10 protein-coding genes are annotated in these 21,763 nt (G+C 69.7%); 2 read left to right on the top strand and 8 right to left on the bottom strand.

Translation table 11 applies throughout. The annotated features are described in order from the left end of the window. The first annotated feature begins 33 nt into the window (after window positions 1–33). Both SK854_RS33740 and SK854_RS33735 read left to right on the top strand, forming a co-directional pair. On the top strand, window positions 34–996 hold the full coding sequence (locus SK854_RS33740; protein WP_319979172.1) for a helix-turn-helix transcriptional regulator: 963 nt from the start codon (window positions 34–36) through the stop codon (window positions 994–996). Then, window positions 993–1,916, top strand: coding sequence for a sigma-70 family RNA polymerase sigma factor (locus tag SK854_RS33735; RefSeq protein ID WP_319979171.1), 924 nt, complete (start codon window positions 993–995; stop codon window positions 1,914–1,916). Before SK854_RS33740 ends, SK854_RS33735 begins: the two co-directional genes overlap by 4 nt. On the opposite strand, the gene SK854_RS33730 is transcribed toward SK854_RS33735, so the two are convergent. The 8 genes from SK854_RS33730 to SK854_RS33695 all read right to left on the bottom strand — a co-directional run bounded on the left by SK854_RS33730 (window position 1,876) and on the right by SK854_RS33695 (window position 21,610). After that, on the bottom strand, window positions 1,876–3,642 hold the full coding sequence (locus SK854_RS33730) for a LamG-like jellyroll fold domain-containing protein (RefSeq protein WP_319979170.1): 1,767 nt from the start codon (window positions 3,640–3,642) through the stop codon (window positions 1,876–1,878). The two genes, SK854_RS33735 and SK854_RS33730, sit on opposite strands and share 41 nt — an antisense overlap. A 203-nt stretch (window positions 3,643–3,845) precedes the next feature. Further along, window positions 3,846–4,964 carry a threonine synthase gene (locus tag SK854_RS33725; RefSeq protein WP_319979169.1) on the bottom strand — a complete coding sequence of 373 codons (1,119 nt, stop codon included), beginning with the start codon at window positions 4,962–4,964 and terminating at the stop codon, window positions 3,846–3,848. 65 nt (window positions 4,965–5,029) lie between these two features. Beyond that, entirely contained in the window at window positions 5,030–5,800 is a 771-nt protein-coding gene (locus tag SK854_RS33720; protein WP_319979168.1) for a phytanoyl-CoA dioxygenase family protein, read from the bottom strand. Continuing rightward, the gene (locus SK854_RS33715) at window positions 5,800–6,708 is read right to left on the bottom strand and encodes a phytanoyl-CoA dioxygenase family protein (RefSeq protein WP_319979167.1); all 909 of its coding nucleotides are present in this window, start codon (window positions 6,706–6,708) and stop codon (window positions 5,800–5,802) included. The genes SK854_RS33720 and SK854_RS33715 overlap by 1 nt, the downstream gene beginning before the upstream one ends. Next, the gene (locus SK854_RS33710; RefSeq protein WP_319979166.1) at window positions 6,705–8,042 is read right to left on the bottom strand and encodes a TubC N-terminal docking domain-related protein; all 1,338 of its coding nucleotides are present in this window, start codon (window positions 8,040–8,042) and stop codon (window positions 6,705–6,707) included. The genes SK854_RS33715 and SK854_RS33710 overlap by 4 nt, the downstream gene beginning before the upstream one ends. After that, window positions 8,039–14,218 (bottom strand): SDR family NAD(P)-dependent oxidoreductase, encoded by a 6,180-nt coding sequence (locus tag SK854_RS33705; RefSeq protein WP_319979165.1) that lies wholly within the window; start codon window positions 14,216–14,218, stop codon window positions 8,039–8,041. The genes SK854_RS33710 and SK854_RS33705 overlap by 4 nt, the downstream gene beginning before the upstream one ends. Next, entirely contained in the window at window positions 14,211–19,880 is a 5,670-nt protein-coding gene (locus SK854_RS33700; protein WP_319979164.1) for a non-ribosomal peptide synthetase, read from the bottom strand. Before SK854_RS33700 ends, SK854_RS33705 begins: the two co-directional genes overlap by 8 nt. Next, window positions 19,877–21,610 (bottom strand): carbamoyltransferase family protein, encoded by a 1,734-nt coding sequence (locus SK854_RS33695; RefSeq protein ID WP_319979163.1) that lies wholly within the window; start codon window positions 21,608–21,610, stop codon window positions 19,877–19,879. The genes SK854_RS33700 and SK854_RS33695 overlap by 4 nt, the downstream gene beginning before the upstream one ends. Between the last annotated feature and the right edge of the window lie 153 nt (window positions 21,611–21,763).

The raw sequence follows: 21,763 nt of genomic DNA, 5'->3' as shown, positions 1-21,763 counted from the left end.
CCGTTGTCCGCAATGGAATCTAGACTCCTTCACATGCTGGAGACGTCCGCACGACTGCTGAAGCTCCTGTCCCTGTTGCAGGTGCGGCGTGACTGGACGGGCCCGGAACTGGCCGGGCGGCTCAGCGTCGACGTGCGCACGATTCGCCGGGACGTGGACAAGTTGCGCAGCCTCGGTTATCCCGTCACCTCCCTGCCCGGCGCGGCCGGCGGCTACCAGCTCGGGGCGGGAGCGGAACTCCCTCCCCTGCTGCTCGACGACGACGAGGCGGTCGCCGTCGCGGTCGGACTCAGAACGGCGGCGAACGGCTCGGTCGCGGGCATCGAGGAGACGTCGGTCCGCGCTCTCACGAAGCTGGAACAGGTGCTGCCCACGAGGTTGCGCAGGCGGGTGCAGGCGCTTCAGGCGCACACCACTCCCCTGACCGCGGCGGGCCCGACCGTCGACGCGGAGACGCTCACGATCATCGCCGCCGCCTGCCGCGACCACCAGCAGCTGCGGTTCACCTACGCCTCAACGCAAGGCGATCCCTCGAAGCGGTTGATCGAACCACAGGGACTCGTGCACACCGGCCGCCGGTGGTACCTGGTCGCGTGGGACGTGTCCAAAGAGGACTGGCGAACGTTCCGGGTGGACCGCATCACCGAGGAACCCGCGCTCGCCGCGCGCTTCTCGCCCCGCACGCCACCGGCCGAGTCGCTGGGCGACTTCGTGTCCCGCCAGGTCGCTTCCAGCGTCTACACCTACCAGGCGGTGCTCACGATCCACGCACCACTGCAGACCGTCGCGGAACGCACCACGCCGATGTCCGCGGCGCTGGAACCGATCGACGAGAACTCGTGCCTGATGCGCACGGGCGCCGACGCGCTCGAACGGATCGTGTTCCACCTGCTGTTCCTCGGCTTCGAGTTCGACGTGCACGAACCGGTGGAACTCAGGAACTACATCGAGATCCTCATCGGCCGGATGCAGAACGCGGTTAGGGTGCAGGGGTGACAGCGACAGTGGACTTCGCGACCGCCGCGGACCCGTTCAGACGGGAGCTTCTCGCGCACTGCTACCGGATGCTCGGCTCGCTGCACGACGCCGAGGACCTGGTGCAGGAGACGTACCTGCGCGCGTGGAAGGCGTACGGCAAGTTCGAGGGCCGCTCGTCGATGCGCACCTGGCTGTACCGCATCGCGACGAACGTCTGCCTCACCGCGCTCGACGGCCGGACGAGACGCCCGCTGCCGTTCGGGCTCGGCACCCAGGGCGCCACGGAGACCGACCCGCTCACCCAGGACCACGAGATCCCGTGGCTGGAGCCGTTCCCGACCGATCCGGCCGCGATCGTCACCGAACGCGAGTCCACCAGGCTGGCGTTCGTCGCGGCCCTGCAACACCTGCCTCCGAGGCAACGCGCGGTGCTGATCCTGCGCGACGTGCTGAGGCTCAGCGCCGCCGAGACCGCCGACGAGCTGGACATGACCGTGGCGGCCGTGAACAGCGCTCTGCAACGGGCGCACGCGCAGCTCAAGGACCTCAGCGAGGACGAGGTCGTCGAGCCCGCGGACGCGAAGCAGCTGCTCGACCGATGGGTGAAAGCCTTCGAGGCCAAGGACATCCCGGCGATCATCGGCATGTTCGCCGAGGACGTCATCTGGGAGATGCCGCCGTACCCGCAGTTCTACCGAGGCCCGGACATGGTCGCGTGGCACCTCACGAACCAGTGCCCGTCGGTCCCGCACGGCGCCAGGATGATCGCCACCGAAGCGAACGGCCAGCCGGCGTTCGGGCTCTACCTGCGCGCGGAGGACGGCGTGTTCCGGCCGTTCAACCTCCAGGTGGTGGAGGCATCCGACCGGATCACGCGCGTCTCGTCGTTCTTCGACCTCAGTCTGTTCCCGAAGTTCGGGCTGCCTTCGACCGCATGAACTCGGAACGGTCGAGCGGCCGGTTCACGATCCGCATGTCGCCGATCCAGCCGTGCAACGACTTCTCGACGACCTTGTCGTAGGCGTAGGCGCCGACGAGCCACGGGTCACCGGCGGTCGAGATGCCACGGGCGGGCGTGGACGGGTTGCGCAGCAACGGAGATCCGTCGACGTACATCGTGGTGTGCACGCCGTCGTTGACCACGGCGACGTGCCACCACGTCTCGTAGTCCATCTCGTGGCCCCAGTTCGTGGAGATGCCCGGCAGGTTGCGCGGGAACACCGCCCACTGGAGCGACCCGCCGCCGGCGACGTTCAGCGTGGCGATCGGCTCACTCGGGTCGTCCCCTGACTTGCCGGCCGCCGAACCGGGCGCGAGCTTGGTGAACAGGCCGCACCACGGGTGGTCGAAGCCCGCCGGAAGCTTGAGGAACAGCTCGATCGTGTACCCGCGTTCGAACGTCTCGCGGTTGACCGGTGCGGAATCCACAGTGGACAGGTAGCCGGTCTTCCCGAAGTACAGCGAACGGTGTGACGGCGCGAACCGGTGATGCTCGTCCGAGGCCGTCAGCGGACCGGTCTGCCGCAGGTCGTTCCCGTTGCCCGACAGGTCCTTGAGCCCTTCGCCGAGCCGCCAGTACGCGACGGTGCCGCGCACCAGCACGTCCTTGACCGGCTGCGCGGGAGGCAACACCGGCGGGTCGAAGCGGGCGAACCGCTGCTCGAAGTCGATCGGCACGCTGAACCGGTCTGCCGGGCCAGTCAGCTCGGTCTCCTTGCGTTCCAACGGGTTGAGCGAGCGCTTGCCGAGCAGCCACGGCGACAACGTGCGGACGTCGACCACCCGGCGGTCCAGATCGAAGTGGTAGAGCCGGATCATCGCGCCGCCGCCGTAGTAGCGGTCCTGGTAGTTCGTGATGTGCACGTGCACGTCGTTGCCGGCGGTGTTGCGCAACGTCGCCCGTGCCGGCGGCCAGAAGTGCCCGTTCAGCGTCAGGAAGATCTGGTCGTTGTCCTTGATCAGCTCGTCCCACAGCCTGCGGCCGTAGTCGGACATCACCGCCGCACCGTCACCGCCGTCGTGAACCAGCTCGTGCGTGGTGAGGATGACGGGAAGCTTGGCGTGCTGGGAAAGCACCGAACGCGCCCACTCGAACCCCTTGGCGGACATGCGCCAGTCCAACGCGAGCACCAGCCATTCCTTGCCACCCGCACGGAACACGTGAAACGAGTTGTAACCGTCGGCGCTCGCCCCGCGGAACGTCGGCGAGGCGCGGAACCGCTGCGGCCCGAACCGGTCGAGGTACGGCGTGCGGCCGCGCTGGTCGTCCAGCCGCGAGTCCGGCACGTCGTGGTTGCCCGCGAGCACGCTGTACCCGATCCGGCGGCGGTCGAGCACCTCGAACCGTTCGCTGATGTCGTCGATCTCGCTCGCACGCGCGTTCTCGACGAGGTCGCCGAGGTGGCTGATGAAGACGATGTTCTCGGACTTCCGGTGGTCGATCAGGTACTGCAGCGTGGCCTTCAACGGCGCGGAGTCACCGCGGTCGAGGTCGAACATGTACTGCGTGTCCGGGATCACGGCGAGCGTGAACCGCCGCGCCTCCGGGTCGGGACGGCCGTACCCGACAACGTTGTCAGCACTGGCGGAACCAGGCGTGACCAGGGCGGCAGCGGCGGCGGTCGCACCGGTGCCGAGCAGGAAGGAACGGCGGGACGCGGTCATGGCGCGGAGCGTAGGTGCGCTGGGCCAACGCCAGGCGAACGCCGGGAGAAACCTCTGGCACCGATCTGCGGCCTCGCCAAGCGCGTCCTGGGTCGGTGGCGGCGGCCCGAGTCGTTGACGAGCCGCGCCGCCGCCGTGGAGAACAGGTGCGTCGACACGGCAGGAACTTCTCGTGGCCGCCGGCCGACCCGGTTTCGAGCGAATCAGTTCGGCCGAAGCTTGCCCGTGAGAACGGCCAGCACGGTGTCGTCCGGAGTGATGCGTCCAGCGGCGGCTTCCGCACGGATGCCGGCGATGGTCGCCGCCGACGCGTAGCACACGTCGACGCCTTCGAGGTCCACGAGCATGGCTCGACAGTCGATCAGGTCCTGCCGGCCCACCGCGACGATAGCGCCCCCGGCGCGGGCGACAATGCCGGCCAGGTACGGATAGTACGGTCGACCGTCACCGAGCAGAATCGCCGTGGCCAGACCTTCCGGGTTTTCCACCCGGTCCGAATCGGACAGTTCACGCGCGCCTCTGGCCCAGGCGTGCGCCATGGGGGCGCAACTGCTCTGCTGCACCATCAGGTAGCGCGGCACACGGTCGACGCGTCCCGACTCCGAGTACTCGCGAACGGCCTTGTCAGCCGCGACCATGCCCATTCCGCTGCTGACTGCCTGCACCACCACGTCCGGAGTGGACTCCATCTGGTCAATCGCCTCCAGGTAGGCCAGCTTCAGGCCTTCCCTTCTGGCCCAGTTGAAGAACCCCCCTTCCAAGTGGACGCCTTCGGTACGGCCGAACTCCCGGGCCGCCGCCTTGGCCTGCGCGTAGGTGCCGTCGACGACCGAGAGACGGATCCGGGCATCCGGGGTGAAGCCTTGGTAGGCCAGGAACTCCCGCCCGCAGAAGAAGTGCGCCCGCATCGCGGGATCGCGTTGGACAGCGCGGGCCAGCGCGGTGGAACTGTTGCCGGTGCTGGATGCCACGAACTCCGTGACCCCCGACTGCCGCAGCACGGCGAGCACCACGGAAGCCAGGCGATCCTTGGTGCTCCCGGTCGGTTGTACGGACTCGTCCTTGATCCACAGGTGTGGAACACCGATCGCCGCGCCCAAGACGGGAGCGGGACGGCAAGGAGTGCTGACGCTCACCCCGTCATCGAGAACGTCGGCCGACCCGAGCGGGAGGTGCTCGAAGTAGGTCCGCTCAGGCGTCAGGCCAGCCGTCCTGGGTGCCAACCGCTCCGATCGGTATCTCGGCTCGAGCGCGCCCCCGCAGTGCGCACATCGGTGCTGCAGCGAAGGCTCTTCGACGGCGCCGCAGAGCAGACAGGCCATGACGTACTTCGCCGCCAGTGAAGGATCGCTCGAGGCGACTCGCGTGGAAGCGTTCGGAAGGCGCGTCACTTGGCCGCTTCGAACGTCGGGTCTTCGAGCTCCTCGATGTCGGACACCTGATTCCCAGCGACGTCCAGGACCGGGTGGTGGCGACGCGACACGCCGGTGGTGTCCCGCCGGACGTAGTGCCCGACCAGAGACCTTCGAAAACTCGACACCGACTCGTTGGGCAGCGACCCGTGGATCAGGTGACCCCCGAACAGCACGGCATCACCGGGGTCCACCTCGACCGGGATCGCGGACATCCCGTCGGGGACGCTCATGTGGATGTCGCTGTAGACCCTGCGGTCGCCCTCGAACGGGCTCTGCTGATCGGGCCGGTGCTCGACGTGCTGGCGGTGGGAACCGGGCACGGCGAGCAGGCAGCCGTTCTCCGTCCGCGCCGGGTCGATCGCGATCCACACCGCCAGGGTGTTGCCCGGCTCTACCCGGATGTACTGCTTGTCGCGGTGCAGCCCGAGGCCGACGCTTCCCGGGGGCTTGAAGTAGTACATGGACTGGATGCACGCGGGCGAGGCGCCGAGCAGCTCGTCGAGTGCCGAGGTCAGCTCCGGCGCGGAAAGCACGGACCAGATGTTCGGATGGGACAGGTGCGGCTTGAGACCGCGGGACTGACGGGTCCCGTGGTCGCTGAGGGCGTCGCGGGGCGGCTCCATCTCGTCGCGGATCGTCCGCACGACGTCCGCGGAGACCAGGTCGCGTACCACGGAGAAGCCCTGCTCCTCCAGTTCCCGCTTGACGGTTCGCACATCGATGGACCGGACGTCGTTCTCCATCAACAGATCCTTCCTCGTTTGGCGGCGGCCGTGTTCCGGACGGGGTTCTCCCCGATGTAGCGGTGATCGGCGGGCTCGTGCATCGGCTGGTAGCGCGGATCCGCGGACAACCGGATGCGGTCGGTTTGGTTGTCCAGGCTGCCGTGCACCATGTTCATCACGAAGAGCACGAGGTCGCCCTGGCGGTAGTTCGTCGTCAACCACCGGCCGCCGATGGCGTTGCGCAGCCGGAGGAAGTCGGTCGCCAGAGCTCCTGTCCACCGTTTCTCGTTGCTCGCGTACTTGTCCGCGTCGCGCCGGTTGACGCAGTACGAATCCACGTCTCGGCGCAGGTAGGTCTGCTGGAGCCGTTGGTGCCTGTGCGATCCCTCGAGCAACAACAGCCCGCCGAGTTCGATCGGGACGTCACCGAGCGGAGTCCACCCGGTGAGCAGCCTCGGAGTGCCCCGGCTGAAGTAGACGATGTCGGCGTGCGGGTACGTACCGATCCCCGGGGAGATCATCCGCATTCCGATGAAGTCCAGGGCGCGCACCGGCCCGTCCCACACCCGCTCCAGATACGCCGTCGTCCTGCCCTGCCTGAGGAACTTCCGGACGACCTCGTTGCCCTCCACGATCTCCCGCTTGGTGTCGAGGTCGACCGGCTTCCTGCAGGTGATCCTCATGGGAGCATCCGGGTCGGTGAACCCGCCTTCGGCGAGGAGCCGGGCGACCTCGGCTCGCACCGGCGTCACCTCTGCCGACGGCCAGAAGCCCGGCAGATAGACGTAGCCGTCCTCGGCCAGCCGATCCAGCACGCCCTCGGGGTGGTCGACGAGGTCCTCGGATCTGCGCAGCTCCCCGAAGGCGTCCTCGGACAGGTCCAGCAGGGCACCATTCGCCCTCGGTGCGATGACTTCCGGACTCACGCCATCCCTCCCTCACTTGTGGTAAGGCCAACGAGACGCTCGAATGCGCACAACAGGTCATCGACATCGCTCCCGGAGTGCGAAGCGGCGCCGTAGACCGCCTTCAGCACGCCCCGGCCTGTGCTGTCGAACCACACGTAGACCTTGAGTTCGAAGTGCCCCGGCGAGGCCACGATGTCGCCGTCCGCGGCGACCCGCGGCGAAGAACCACGCGAACGGGCGCTGAAGTCCAGGAAGTTGAACCGCAGCCGGAGGTCGTCACCTGCCGCCCCACCGGCCGAAGCCGCGTCACGCATCTCGGCGCGAGCCAATTCCATCGCGGCGGCGATCCTGGCCGGCTCGGCGTCTCCGCCCCGGAAGGAGAAGCGCAGCGCCACACCGTGCCGGAGTGGCCCGACGATCCGCTCGTGGGAGAGATCGTTGCGCAAGCTCAACGGTACCGCGATCGTGATCTCGTCACGGCGGAGTGCCTCGGCGGCAGCGGTCGCGTAGGCCGCCACCAGCACCCCGAACAACGTCGTCCGCCGGGACCTGGCGGCCGACGCGACCTCGTCGCGGTGGAACGCGGCCGGGCGGGAGCGGGTGGCGACCGCACCCGAGTCGACCTGCGTCGGCAGATCACCGGTCCGGGCCACCGGTCGTGGTGTCGTGCTCGCCCAGGCGCCGAAATCACCCGGTTTCGGCAGTTCTCCTTCGGTGCCCCCCTGGTGAAAGTGGACGAGTTCGTCGACGAGCAGATGGATGGACCACCCGTCGGAGATCACGTAGCTCATCGCCAGGAAGATCGTCGACCGGCCGCCGTGGTTCACCACGTGGACGCGCCACGGCGGCACCGCTCCCGGATCCGGCTCGAAGTCAGCACCCAGTCCGGCCACCACGCGGTCCACGTCAGGCAGCTCGTCGGCCGTCTCCACCGACACGGGGACCACGGCCCGCCGATGGATCCCGCACGCCAGGCCGTCACCCACGCGCCGGAACTCACAGCGAAGCAGCGGATGCCGGGCGACGACGCGTTCGACTGCGTGCTCCAGCCGCCCCGGGTCCAGCAGAATCGACAGGTGGAAGGCGACGATGTTGGTCTCCCGGTCGCCCGCGGTGCCGCTCAGCGGTTGGAAGTTCGCGGCCTGCTGGACGGTGACGGGGAGGAACCCGACCGGGACAGAACCATCCTCATCGGACAACGACGCCACCAGATCCGCCCGGTGCCTCAGGATGAGCTCGCGACGGTCCGGGGTGAGCGCACCCGGATCGGCGTCGTAGGCCAGACGGGAACCGTCCAGCCGCAACCGGACCCCTTCCGCGGCCAAGCTCCACAACAGATCGGTCGCGGTCACAGGAACCCCGTCTCCGTCCCAGCCGCCGCGGGCTCGTCGAGCACCGCCACGCGTTCGTCCAGCACCGCGGCCAGTTTCCGCAGCGGCTGGTCCTCGAGCACGTCCGCCGGGCCGATCCGGACCCCCAGGCGAGCCCGAACACGAGCCACCACCTGCGTGGCGCCCAGTGAATCCCCTCCCAAGTCGAGGAAGCGGTCCATCCGGCCCACGGGAGCGATCCCGAGCAGATCCGACCAGATGTCGGCGAGCACTTGCTCGGTGTCGCCCTCCGGTGCGACGAAGTCGTACGGCAGGTCGCCCCGGGAATGTTTCCGCTCGCTCCGTGCGGTGTCCATCGCCTCCAGGACGTGGCCGGCGACGAGCAGGTCGTCCGAACCGCTCACCTCCCTGCGAGGCGTGACGAGCACGTGCGGGGCAGCCAGGGCGAACGCGCGGCGGACCGCGGCCGTTCCGGTTGCCGAGGTGATGACCTCTTGGTGCGCCGGCGCGTCCTCTCGCGACCGGTCACGAGGAACGTGCGCATGCTCGCGAACGACTACGACCTTGCCGATGTGCTGACCCCTGGACATGTGGGTGAACGCGCCCGCGACGTCCTCAACGGCGAACTCGGTGACGGGGAGCGGCTTCAGCACCCCCCGACGCACCAGATCGGCCACCTTCTGCCAGCACGCGGCGAACGCCGCGCTCGCGGTGTCAGGGTTGTAGACGCTGAACGAGATCCCGTGCTCCAGCAGCCGCAGATCGACCATCGTGCCTGCGAGCACGTCCCGCTTACCGATCTCCACGAAGCGCCCGTACGGACGCAGGGTGCGCAGACCCGCGGCGATCCGGTCTCCCGCGAGGGAGTTGAGAACCACGTCGACGCCACCCGAGGCGATCACGTCGGCCTCGAAGTCCGGAGACCGGGAATCGACGACTGCCGTGACACCCATCGCCGCCAGCAACTCCCTCTTGCGGGGACTGCCGGCCGAAGCGATCACCTCCGCCCCGACGTGTGCGGCCACCTGCAGGGCGGCGAGCCCGACCCCGCCGGTCGCGGAGTGGATCAGAACCCGTTCTCCTCGCCGCAGCCTGCCGAGGTTGACCAGGGCGTCGTAGGCGGTGGCGAACGCGACCGGGATCGACGTGGCCTGGCTGAAAGAGGTGTCTGCAGGGATCGGAGCCGTGAGCGACGCCTTGACCACCGCGTACCGGGAGAAGCAGGACTCACCGAGCGCCATGACGGCGTCGCCGGGACGCACCGTGGTGACCGCGGAGCCGACGGCACTCACCACGCCCGCGCACTCGAGCCCGTAGCGGAAGTCCCCGCCCAGGTCGAGCATGCCGGTGGCGATCAGCACCTCCTTGAAGTTGAGGCCGGTGGTCACGACTTCGATCTCGACCTCGTCCGGTCGAGGAGCGGCACGCTCACTCGGGACGAACCGCAGCGTCGAGAGGTCACCCGCGGACTCGACCGCGAGCCGTTCGTTGGCCGGCCCAGCGAGCACGTCCGGGTCGAATCCCGGTGCCGCGCCATCGATCCGTCGCAAGGTGTAGCCCTCGAACTCGACCACAGGCTCGCCATCTTCGGTCAGGACCAGCACGTCGAGCCGGAGTACGCCGTCATCACCGACGCGGCGGACGGTCCGGCTCCGCACCAGCCCAGGCATCCCGCGGTGCACCCGGATGCGCTCGTACGACATGGGCAGGTGAACAGACTGTCCCAGCGACGCGACCAGTGCGCCCGCGGCGGTGTCGAGCAAGGCGGGATGCAGGCCGAACCGCTCGGTGTCCGCGCCGAACCGCTCGGCGAGCGCACACTCGGCATGAACCTCGTCGGCCCCGATGGCAGCGGTGCGCACCACGTTGTCCCACCGCGGCCCGAACGTCAGCATGTCCGACCTGGGTGCCGTGCCCTGTCGCCCAACGGCGTCCGGGGGGAACAAATCGGCCCCGCTCGTCGCATCAGGGTTGAACACGGCGATGCCCGCGTGGGCGTGCAGCGCCCACGACCGGCCGGGCAGACGGCTGTGCAGGGACACCTCACCTGCCCGCGCGTCGACGCGGATCTCCGTCTCGATCTCGGTGCCCTCCGGGACGACGACCGGCCTGAGCAGGTCCAGCCCGGTGATCTCGATGTGGTCGGCGCCCAGGTGGTCTGCCGCGGCGGCGCGCAGGTACTCCACGATCGCCGTGCCGGGCAGCAGGCCGTGCTCACCGACGCGGTGCTCGTCGACCACCCAGTCCGCGGCGCGGCTGAACCGCGTGCGGTACACGACGTGCTGCCCGATCCGTTCCCGATCGAGGAAGAGCGGATGGTCGAACGCCTCTGTGGCGTCACCCGCCGCCTTGACCGCCATACCGACGTCGCCCCACACGTCGAAGGACAACGCCTGCACCCGCCGCCCGCGCGCCGTGCGGAAACCGGCGTACGCGTCCAGAAACGCGTTGGCGCTGCAGTAGGCGGTCTGCCCGACACCGCCCAGCACTGAGGACATCGACGAGCACAGCACCATCCACCCGGTGTGCTCGTCGGCGGCGAACTCGTCGAGGACCAGCACCCCGTCCACCTTGGGCCCGAGGACGCGAGCCATCTCGTCGTGGTCCATCGCCTCGATCAGCCTGCCACCCGGAACACCCGCGCAGTGCACGATGCCGGTGAACGGGCCGTGGTCGGCGCGGACCCGTCGAATCGCCACGGCGTCGGTGACGTCGGCCTCGGCGACCACCACCTCCGCCCCTGCGGCCCGCAACAGACGCAGCGCCTGCTCGTGCTTCCGGTCCGGCGCTGACCGCTGCAGCAGGACGAGCGTCACGCCAGGCGTCGCGGCGGCCTCGTGCGCCAGGGCAAGCCCGATCCCGCCGAGCCCACCCGTGAGCAAGTACGTGCCGCCTGGCCGCCACATCGGCGCTTCGCCGGACGGATCGGCCGGTTCATGGCGCAGGACGTGCCGCACGCCGTCCAGGTACGCCACTTCGTTTCCGTCGGTCAGGTGCGCCAGCTCGTCTGCCGCCTGGGCGGCCTGATCCGTGCGGACCGTCGTCACACGGACGTTCGGGTACTCCTGGGGCAGGACTTTTCGCGGTCCGTCAAGGAGAGCCAGCTCCGGGCAGTGGTCCGGGCGTGTTCCGGTGACCACCACCACGTCGAGGCGTGCGGTGCCCGGCCGCTTGGCCAGCGCGCTGACGATCCGCAGCAACGGGAAAACCTCTGTGCGAAGCGTCTCCCGCACCGAGTCGGTGGTCGGGTCGTACACCCCCGTTCGTCCCGGTGTGTGCAGGACAACGGTGTCGACGGAGTCGGCGACGTGATCGAGATCGAGGTCGCCCGCCACGACCGGCACCACTTCGTGGTCCGCCGACAACGCCAGGAGAAGGTCGTCGTCGTGGGTGGGGACGAGCGCCAGGACGTGTCGGCGCCGGGGCGCCGCCGACAGCTGGGCCGCGGGTGCCGGAGCCCAGCTGGGCACGCGCAGCCACGTGCCCGCGCTCGGCGCCGGATCCGGCGTGGACTCCGGCCTCGGCGGGTGGAGCCAGTAGGAGGCGCCGTCGAACGGGTACCCGGGCAGCGCCGCACGGCTCCACGACCCGACCGGGAACCGCGGTGCCCAGTCGACGTGGGCGCCGTGCGTCCACAACAACGCCAACACCTCGGCCATCGACGCCGTGTCGCTGCGTCCCTGTACCCACGGCGTGACCGTGCGCACGCCCGCAGCGGCATCACGGAGGAATCCGGCGAGCGTCCGTCCCGGACCGACCTCCGCGACGACGACCGGTCCAAGGGTGTGCAGGGTTCGCGCGCCGAGTGCGAACCGCACCGGCGAGCGGGCGTGGTCCACCCAGTAGGCAGGGTCCGTCACACGGTCCGGATCGGCCCAGTCACCGGTCAGGTTGGAGACGAACCGCAGCGTGGGCCGGTGGAAGGCGACCTCGGCGAGCACGGCGCGGAACTCATCGAGCACGGGCTCGACGAGCGCCGAGTGGAAGGCGCGGTTGGTCTTCAGCCGGGAGACCACGACGCCTTCCGCGGCGAGGCTTGCGGCGCACCGCGCGATCTCCTCCGGCGGCCCCGCGATCACGCACTGCCCGGGCTTGTTGACCGCGGCGATGTCGACGCCCTCGGGCAGCAGCGGGCGGACGCGGTCCTCGTCGACGCCGACCGCCAGCATCGCGCCGGGGGCGGTCCGCTCCATCAGCGTTCCGCGCGCCGCGATCAGCTTGGCCGCGTCGTCCAGGCTGAACACGCCGGCCAGGCAAGCCGCCGCGTACTCGCCGACGCTGTGCCCGATCATCGCGACGGGCGTGATGCCGGAGTCCATCATGGAGCGGGCGAGCGCGTACTCGACGGCGAACAACGCGGGTTGTGTCCACTCGGTCCGGTCCACGGTTCGGAGGATGGGAGCGTCCGATTCGGCCCCGCCGTCCTCCGCGTGAATCACCTCCCGGATGTCACGGGGTAGCAGCGGCGCGAAGGCCGCCGCGCACCGGTCGAGCGCCGTGCGAAAGTTCACGTCGGTTCGGTAGAGCGTGCGGGTCATGCCGGCGAACTGGCTTCCCTGACCGGGGAAGGCGAACACGACGGGCAGCTCGGTCGCCGCCTCGCAGTCGCGGACCGCGTCCTCCACGTCCAGCGCGCGAAGACGTTCGGCTGCCTCCCGCACGTCCGAGGCCGCGATGCCGATCCTGTGACGCATCCGGGCCCGCCCCAGAGCGAGGGTGCCCGCCACGTCGGCGACCGCGTTCTGCGGCCGGCGCTCCAGGTGGTCCGCCAAGGCGGTGCGGAGCCGGTCGAGGTCCCGTGGAGTTCGGGCCGACAGCACCACGGGGACCGGCGCTGACTTGGCGTGCGCCGTGGCCCGGGCCGGTGGCTGTTCGAGGACCGCGTGCGCGTTGGTGCCCCCGATGCCGAATGAGCTGACGGCGGCGCGACGCACCCCGGTCCACCCGGACGGCGCCGTGGGGACGTAGAAGGGTGAGCCGGCGAAGGCGACCCGCGCGTTGGGTTCGCTGAAGTTGACCATGGGCGGGATGACGCCGTGGTGCACAACGAGAGCGGCCTTGATCAACCCCGCGATCCCCGCGGCCGCGCCGAGGTGGCCGATCTGCGCCTTGACCGCGCCGATCGCGCAGAACGGCCGGGCCACGTGCCCCACCCGGAACCCCTCGGTGAGCGCCGCGATCTCCAGCGGGTCGCCGAGCGATGTGCCGGTGCCGTGCGTCTCGACGTAGCCGATGGTGCGGGCGTCGACCTCGGCGACGTGCAGCGCCTGCGTGATGACACGGGCCTGCCCCTTCAGCCCCGGCGCGGAGTAGCTCATCTTGTCCCCGCCATCGTTGTTGATGGCGGAACCCTTGATGACCGCGATGACGTTGTCCCCGTCGGCCTGTGCCTCATCGAGTCGTTTGAGGGCTACGACGCCCGCTCCGTTGCCGAACACGGTGCCGTTGGCCCGAGCGTCGAACGGGCGGCAGTGCCCGTCCGCGGAGCTGATCGAGCCCTCTTCGTAGAAGTACCCGTTGACCTGCGGTGACAGGACGGCCACTCCGCCGGCGAGCGCGATGTCCGAGTCGCCGGACAGCAGGCTCTGGCAGGCGAGGTGGACGGCGACCAACGAGGTCGAGCAGGCCGTCTGGACGTTCAGACTGGGACCTTGCAGTCCCAGCTTGTAGGACACGCGCGTGGCCAGGAAGTCGCCGTAGTTGCCGATGTCGGCCTGCAGTCCTCGAACGGACCCGTCGAGGCTGTCCGCGGCGTTCAGCAGCGGTCCCACGTTGTTGCGCAGGTAGGTGTTGCGCGCCGCGCCCGCGAAGACCCCGATGTCTCCGGAGTGCCGGTGCGGGTCATACCCGGCGTTCTCCAGCGCTAGCCAGCAGAGTTCGAGGAACAGCCGGTGCTGCGGGTCCATCAGCTCAGCCTCACGGGGCGTGATCCCGAAGAACGCCGCGTCGAACCGGTCCGCCCCGTCGATCAGGCTGGTGGTGCGGATGTAGGAGGCGTTCGCCACGAACTCTTCGGGGACACCCGCCTGCCGCAGCTCGTCTTCGCTGAAGACAGTCAGCTGTTCCTTGCCCTCCTGGACACGCGCCCAGAACTCGTCCGGGTTGTTCGCGCCGGGAAACCGGCAGGACATGCCGATGATGGCGATGTCCGCGGACTCGGTTTCCACCGCTTCGGTCTCCGCTCGCTGGCTAGTCATGGGCGTTTCCTTCGGACTTGCGCGCCGCGCGCCTGCGGGCGGCGGATCTGGTCACGCGGGCCGGTCGGGTGCGCGGTGCGGAACCATCGGTGTGGGCGACGCCTGTCCCCTCGATGAACTCGGCGAAGCCACGCGCGGTGGGATGCTGGAACAGGTGGTGCATGGAGAAGTCGACACCGAACTGGCTGCGGAGCTGCAGGTACAGCGGGAGCAGCAGCAGGGAGCTGCCGCCCGCGTCGAAGAACGACACCGAGGGCGACCGAACGGGGTGCCCGAGCAGCTGCTCCCACACCCGCAGCACCTCGGCCTCCGTGCCGTCGGCGACCACGTCGACCGGTTGCGGCGCGGATGCCCCGGGGCGGGGCAGCGCCATCCCGTCGATCTTGCCGCTGGGCGTCGTCGGCAGGCAGTCGATCAGTTCGACGTGGGCCGGTACGGCGTACGAGGGCAGGCCTGACCGCAGCACCACGAGCAACTCGTCAGCGGTCGTTCCGGCGTCCGCCTCGACGAAGGCCACCAGCTCGCTTCGGCTGTCGGTCATCTCGACCATCCGGACGGCCGCGGCCCGGACGCCGGGGATCCGCAGGAGCGCGGTGGTCACCTCCTGCGGTTCGACCCGGTGCCCCCGGATCTTCACCTGGTCGTCGGTGCGTCCGACGAACTCCAACAGGCCGTTGTCACCCAGGCGAACGAGATCGCCGGTCCGGTACCACCGGACTCCGTCGACATCCGGTCCGGTGAACTGCTGGGCCGGCTCGGTCACCCCGGCGGCCACGTAGCCGAGTGCGACATTGGCTCCACCCACGTAGAGCTCTCCCTCGGTGCCGGGCGGCACCGATCGGCCGAGGGGATCCCGCACGTCGAGTCGCGTTCGCCACACCGGCGCGCCGATCGGCGGGCGCTCGGACCAGAGCAGCGGGTCGGGGCCGAGACGGTGGCAGGTGACCACGTGTGTCTCGGTCGGTCCGTACTGGTTGACGAGTTCGATGCCGGTGCTCGCGCAGAAGTCGCGGACCGCGGGGGTCACGACGAGTGCTTCGCCCGCGGTGATCACGTGGCGCAACGCGCGGGGGGCGGTGCGGAACGCGCTGTGCGCGGCCGCGAGCTGATGGAGTGCGACGACCGGGAGCATGGCCACCTGGATCTCCTCGGCGTCGAGGAAGTCCAGCAACTCCTGCGGGTTGCGGCGGGCGGACTCGGGCACCACGACCAGGGTGCCGCCGGATGCGGTTGCGCTGAGCATCTCCTGGATCGAGACGTCGAAGGACAACGCGGCGAACTGGCCGACCCGCGGCCGGCTGGCGAACTCGGGCTGGGCGATCTGCCACGAGATCAGGTTCGCCATCGCCCGGTGCGGCATGCCCACCGCCTTCGGCACCCCGGTGGAGCCGGAGGTGAACAGCACGTACGCCTCGTCCTCGGGACCTGGCCGGGCCCAGTCGCCCGGCGCGGACGCGCGTGGCGCGTCGCCGGCCAGTACGTGCACCGGCACCGGCGGCTGACAGTCCTCTGTGGACATCCCGGCTGACCGGATGACGGCCGCGCACCGCACCAGGGCGAGCTGGTCGGCCTGGCGGGCCGGGGGAAGCGACGAGTCCATCGGGACGTAGGACGCGCCCACCGCCCAGGTGCCGAGGAGTGCGACCAGCGGATCGAGGCCGCGCGCGACGTAGCACGCGACCCGGTCGCCCGTGCCGACCCCGAACTCGCGCAGGGTCGAGGCCACCCCGCCGACCTGGGCGGCGAGATCCTGGTAGGTGTGCTCGACTCGGTCGTGGCACTGGGCGATCCCCTCCGGGGTAGCGGCCACGGCCTCGAGAACCAGGTCGAACGCGGTGATGGACGGCGACGGCAGGTCTTGCGCGGGACCCACGCGGCCGCCGAACCGGTCCGCCAGCATGCGCACGGGCGATTCCCCTGGCATCGAGCCCGCGTGCCGCAGCAGCTCCACGTAGTGGTCGGCGTAGCGGCGTGCCTGCGCCGCACCGACCAACGCCTGGTCGTAGCTGATGGTCACGGCGGTCCGAGCGTCGAACGGGTCCTCGGACACGGACAGCAAGAACGGGAAGTCCGTCTTCTCCCGATACCGAACGCCGCGCACGGTGACCCCCTCAGCCACGAGGTCGGCGTAAACGTGGAAGTCGGTGTAGTTGAAAGCCGTGGCGCACAGGCGTTCCACGCCGAGCGCGCTCTGCAGGGCCGGGTAAGGAAACCTGCGGTAGGGATAGATCGCGGTCTCTTCGTCGAAAACCCTGCGCACCAGGTCCGCCCAGCCGTCATCGGCGACGTCGATGTCGAACGGGACCGTGTTCAGGAAGAGGCCCGACACCTGGTCCCCGCCATCGACTTCTGCCCGTCCCCCGGCGATCAGCCCGGTCAGGACGTCCGGGCGCCCGGACACGAAGCTCATCAACGCCACGTGCGCGGCGAGGTGAACGCTCTTGAGCGGAACCCCGCACTTGCGCGCCAGATCGACCAGCGCGCTGGTCACCTCGCCTGGGATGACAACTGTGACCTCCCCGTCGTCTCCCGCTGCGAGGGCCACGTCTTCGCGCCCACGGCCGGGGATCGTGGTCGATCGCCGTTCTCCGATCCGGCCGAGCCAGAACGACCGCTGACGCGGGTCCTCCTCGGTGGCGTGCTCCACGGCCGCGTACGCCGACAGCAGACCGGTGTCCCGCGCGATCCGCTCGGTGGTGTGGGGAGCGCGACCGGTGGTGGCCCGCAGCAGGAGATCGGTCACCAGGGACGCGACGCTCCACCCGTCGAGGATGGCGTGGTGGAACGACAACGACAGGGTCGACGGGCCATCGGGCGCGGTGTGCACGGCGACGCGCAGATGGCCGGGTTCCTCCCAGGGGAAGGGGCTGGACCGCTCAGCCGAAGCCCACTCGTCCACCGCAGGAGCCACGTCACCGGCGGCGGGCAACTCGACGAACTCGCATCGGACGTCAGCCGACGGATGCACCACCTGGATGGGCGCGACAGGGCCGTCGACGACGAACGCGGAGCGGAGCACAGGATGGTCGAGCACGAGTTCCGCGACAGCCCGGCGCACAGACGGCTCGTCGAGTGCGCCATCGACGACGTAGCTGAAAACGTCGTGGTAGACGTGCTCTCCGTCGAGAACGCTGTGGAAGAGCATCGCGGCCTGGAGCCGGGTGGCGGGGAAGGCGTCCACCGCCCCGGCCGGAATCCACCGCCGGTCCCTCTCCGGGACGAGCGCGCGTGGCAGGACACCCGGTGCGGTCGGCAGCGCTCCCGTGACGCTCTCAGCGGCCAGCGCCCGGGCCGTCCGCGCCTGATAGACCTGTGCCAGCTCGAATGCGAAGCCCCGTTCGTACAACGCGGCCACTAGCCGTATGGCGGTGATGGAGTCGCCGCCGAGTTCGAAGAAGCTGCGGTCCACGTCCACTGAGGACAGTGCGAGCGCGTCGGCCATGGCTTCGGCGATCTCGGCGGCCCGCGGATCGTCCTCCGGCCGGACCACACCGGTGGCCGGGACCGCGAACGGGTCGGGGAGCCGGCCGGTGTCGAGCTTTCCGTTGGCAGTCAACGGCAGTTCGTCCACCGAGGTGAGCACCGCGGGCACCATGTACGCGGGTAGCCGATCGGCGACGAAGTCCCGCAGCCCGGTCAGCGCGTCCTCTCCGTCCGCGGGCACGACCGCGGCGGCCAGCAGCGGTGGCAGCCCTGGCCTGCGCACGATCCAGGACCGCGCTGAGCGCACGGTGGGATGTTGCTGCAGGACGTGGTCGAGCTCGCCGAGCTCGACCCGGTAGCCGCGGATCTTGACCTGGTGGTCGTTGCGCCCCAGGTACTCCAGCGTGCCGTCGGCCAGCCACCTGCCGAGGTCTCCTGACCGGTAGAGCCGGGCACCGGGGAGGTCGGAGTACGGGTCGGGACCGAAACGCGCGTGGTCTGCCTCGTCCGCGATGAGGTACCCGGCGGTCACACCGGCGCCGCCCACGTGGATCTCGCCGACCGCGCCGATGGGCACGAGCCGCCTGTCCGCGTCCAAGACCCGGATGGGCGTGTCCGACAGGCCGCGACCGACCTTGCGCCGTCCGTCGTGCACGTCCTCGGACCTGATCCGGTAGAAGGTGCTGTGCACGGTGGTTTCGGTGATGCCGTACATGTTGATCAGTTGCGGCTGCTGGTCGCCTCGCGCGCGGAACCACGGTTCCAGCGACGCGGGTGTGAGCGCCTCGCCGCAGAACACCACGTACCTCAGGAAAGGCAGCGGATCCGCGAGCGCTCGCGCGGACTCGTCGAATCCTTGGAACGCGGTCGGTGTGGTGGTCACCAGCGTCACCTTCTCGTCGCGGACCAGCCGCACCAAGCGGTCTGGGTCGCGGGTCACGTCCCAGGACGGGATCACCAGGCGGGCACCGTGCACCAGCGCGCCGAAGATCTCCCAGACCGACACGTCGAAGGCGAAGGTGTGCGCGTTCAACCACACGTCGTCGGCGGAGAACCCGAACAGGCGGTGGCTGGACGCGAGCAGGCGGAACACGTTCGCGTGAGTGACGACGACACCCTTGGGACGGCCGGTGGAGCCGGAGGTGAACATCACGTAGGCCGGGTCATCCGGCGTGCGGTCCACCGGTGGTGGCGTTCCGGTCACGGAGTCGTCCACGACCACCTCGTCGACACCGAGCGGAGGCATCTCCGGCTCGGTGACGACCACCGACAGCCCGGCGAGTTCGGTGATCTGCCGTTGCCGTGCGTGCGGCGTGAGTGGATCAATCGGCACGTAGGCGGCCCCCGATTTGAGCACGCCCAGCAACGCGACGATCAGGTCGACGGACCGCTCCAGCCGCACGCCGACCCGTGCCCGGTGCACCGCGCCGAGTCCGGTCAAGGTGTGCGCCAGCGCGTTCGACCGCTGGTCCAGTTCCCGATAGGTCAGCGACCGGCCGCGACAGACCACCGCGACCGCGTTCGGGGTCAGCGCCGCGCGTTGCGCCACGGTCTCGTGCAGGGTCGCCGGTTCCAGGACATCGGTCGCCCCACTGAACTCGTCCAGCCGGGACCGCTCGTCCGGACCGATCAGATCAACGTCGCCCACGCGGGTGCCCAGGGCGGTCGTGCAGACGATCGCCGCCGCGGTGACCTGAGCCAGCAAGTCACGTGTGGTCTCGTCACCGAACAGGTCGGCGTTCGCATCGAGACGAACCTTCCCCTTCGCCGTGTCGGCGGAGACCACCAGATCGGCATCGGCGACCGCGGATCGGAGGCGAGCGAGGTGGTGCGCCTCGACGACGGCCTGCCCGAGGTTGCGGGTGCCCGTGGCGACGACGAGGAGAGGGATGGCCTGGCCGGAGGTGGTGCTGTCGTGCTCGGCGGACACCGCACGGCGCGCCGACGTCAGTGCGTCGTCGACCGACCCTGCCCGGTCGACCGTGACGCGCAGCGGCACCACGACCGGGCTGTCACCGTCGAGGTGGACGCATCCCACGACTACCTCGTCGACGTCGTTGTGCCGTGCCACCACCATCGCGAGGGAGGCCAGCAGGTGCACGAAACCGTCGGCTCCCACCGGCGAGGGCCCGTCCACCACGCGACGGCGGTACGTGGGCGTGAGAGGCCGAGGCAACGCGATGGGGAGGCGGATCGCGGCGCCCGACAGGGCGGTGATCGCGTTGGCCGGGGCGCTCACCGGGAGCCCTCCTGGGAAGAGTCCGCGGCATCCCTGATCAGCAGCAGGTCACCCAGGACCAGGGCGTCCAGCCCAGCGTCCAGGAATGTGGTCACGGCCTCGGCCGGGGTGCGCACGATCGGCTGGCCTCGGACGTTGAACGACGTGTTCAAGAGCACCGGGACACCGGTCCGCTGACCGAAGGCCTCGATCAGCGACCAGAAGCGCGGATTGTCCGCCTCGTCGACGGTCTGCACCCGCGCCGAACCGTCGACGTGGGTCGTGGCTGGGAGCAGCTCGGCCCGCTCGGGTCGCACGTAGGCCACGAACAGCATGTCGGCGAACCGGTGCACGTCCTCCGGCTCGATCTCGAACCAGTCGGCGGCGTGCGCGGCGGAGATCGCGGGGGCGAACGGGCGGAACGACTCCCGCTTCTTGACCAGGCTGTTGATCCGGTCACGCATGTCGGTGCGCCGCGGGTCGGCGAGAATGCTGCGACTGCCCAGCGCGCGCGGACCGTACTCCATCCGCCCGGAGAACCAGCCCACCACCGCGCCGGCCGCGATCAGGTCGCTGACCTCTCCGACCAGAGCCGCATCCGACTCGAACTCACGGAGCGTCACACCGCCGGCGGCCTGTGCGGCCGCACGGCACTCGGCACCGTCGTACTCCGGTCCGAGCAGGGGACGAGCCGGCGCCGTCGTCGCGGAGGACATCGTTTGCGCGACGTAGAGCGCAGCGCCGAGCGCGGCTCCATCGTCGCCCGCGGCGGGCTGGACGTAGATGTCGTCGAAGAGCCCGCTCCGCAGCAGGGCACCGTTGGCGACGCAGTTGAGTCCCACCCCGCCCGCGAGGCACAACCGGGACAAGCCGGTCTGAGCGCGGAAGTGGCGCAGCAGGTGCATCTGGACGGTCTGCACCACGGACTGGAGCCCTGCCGCGATGTCCATGTGCCGCTGTTCCAGGGGCTCGTCGTCTCCGCGGGCCGGGCCGAGTTCCTGCTCCAGGACGGTCAAGGCCCCCCGGTAGGTCTCCTTCTCCAGGTCCGTGACGTTCGCCAGCAGCACTGACAGGCTGAACCGTCCCTCGGATTCCAGCGCGACCCAGTTGCGCATGATCGTCGGCGCGTACTTCGACGGATCTCCGTACGGTGCAAGGCCCATGACCTTGTACTCGCCGTCTCCGAACCAGAAGCCGAGGTACAGGGTGAACAACCCGTACAGCAGGCCGAGCGAGCTGTGCGCGGGCGCGGTCGACAACGTCTCGTAGCCGTCGGGCCGAGCGGCCAGCACCGTGGTGGAGTGCCGCTCGCCGAGACCGTCGGCGACGAGGACCAGGGACTCGGTGAAACCGCTGGGAACGTACGCACTGGCCGCGTGGGCGAGGTGGTGCGGCACCGGTGTGAACCGGCCTGCCAGGTCCACGCCCAAGGCCTCCTCGGCGGCGCGCTGGTTGACCTCGGGCGCCAGGACCTCGTCATACATGTCGGCGTAGAACCCGGGCAGTCCGGTGTAGAACTCGCGCTCCGGGCCGAACGAGAAGCTGTGGGCGACCACGTCCAGGTCGGCGGCGGACAGGCCGGCGTACTCAAGGCAGAAGGTGGCCGCGTCGGCCGGAAAGACCGAGGAGTGCTTGACGCCGTCGAAGCGTTCCTGGGCGGACGCCGCGATGACTCGGCCGCCGCCGACCAGCGCCGCGGCAGCATCGGCGCCCTGGAAGATCGCGTGCTCGCGCGGGGTCAGACCGGGCATGGCGCGCATCTTGTATTCCCGCGCAAATGGCAAACCACTAAAACCAAGAATACTCGGCGACATGTCACCCTTCTTTCCCGGAATCCGGGAGAAATTCGATTCGACCATGAACGCAGAACAATGATCGGCGCACAGCTCGTCACTCCTGATCGC

It is taken from the genome of Lentzea sokolovensis, from assembly GCF_033949975.1.
GTDB lineage: Bacteria > Actinomycetota > Actinomycetes > Mycobacteriales > Pseudonocardiaceae > Lentzea > Lentzea sokolovensis.
The sequence above is the reverse complement of the archived record's forward strand: the minus strand, read 5'-3'. Positions and strand labels throughout refer to the sequence as shown.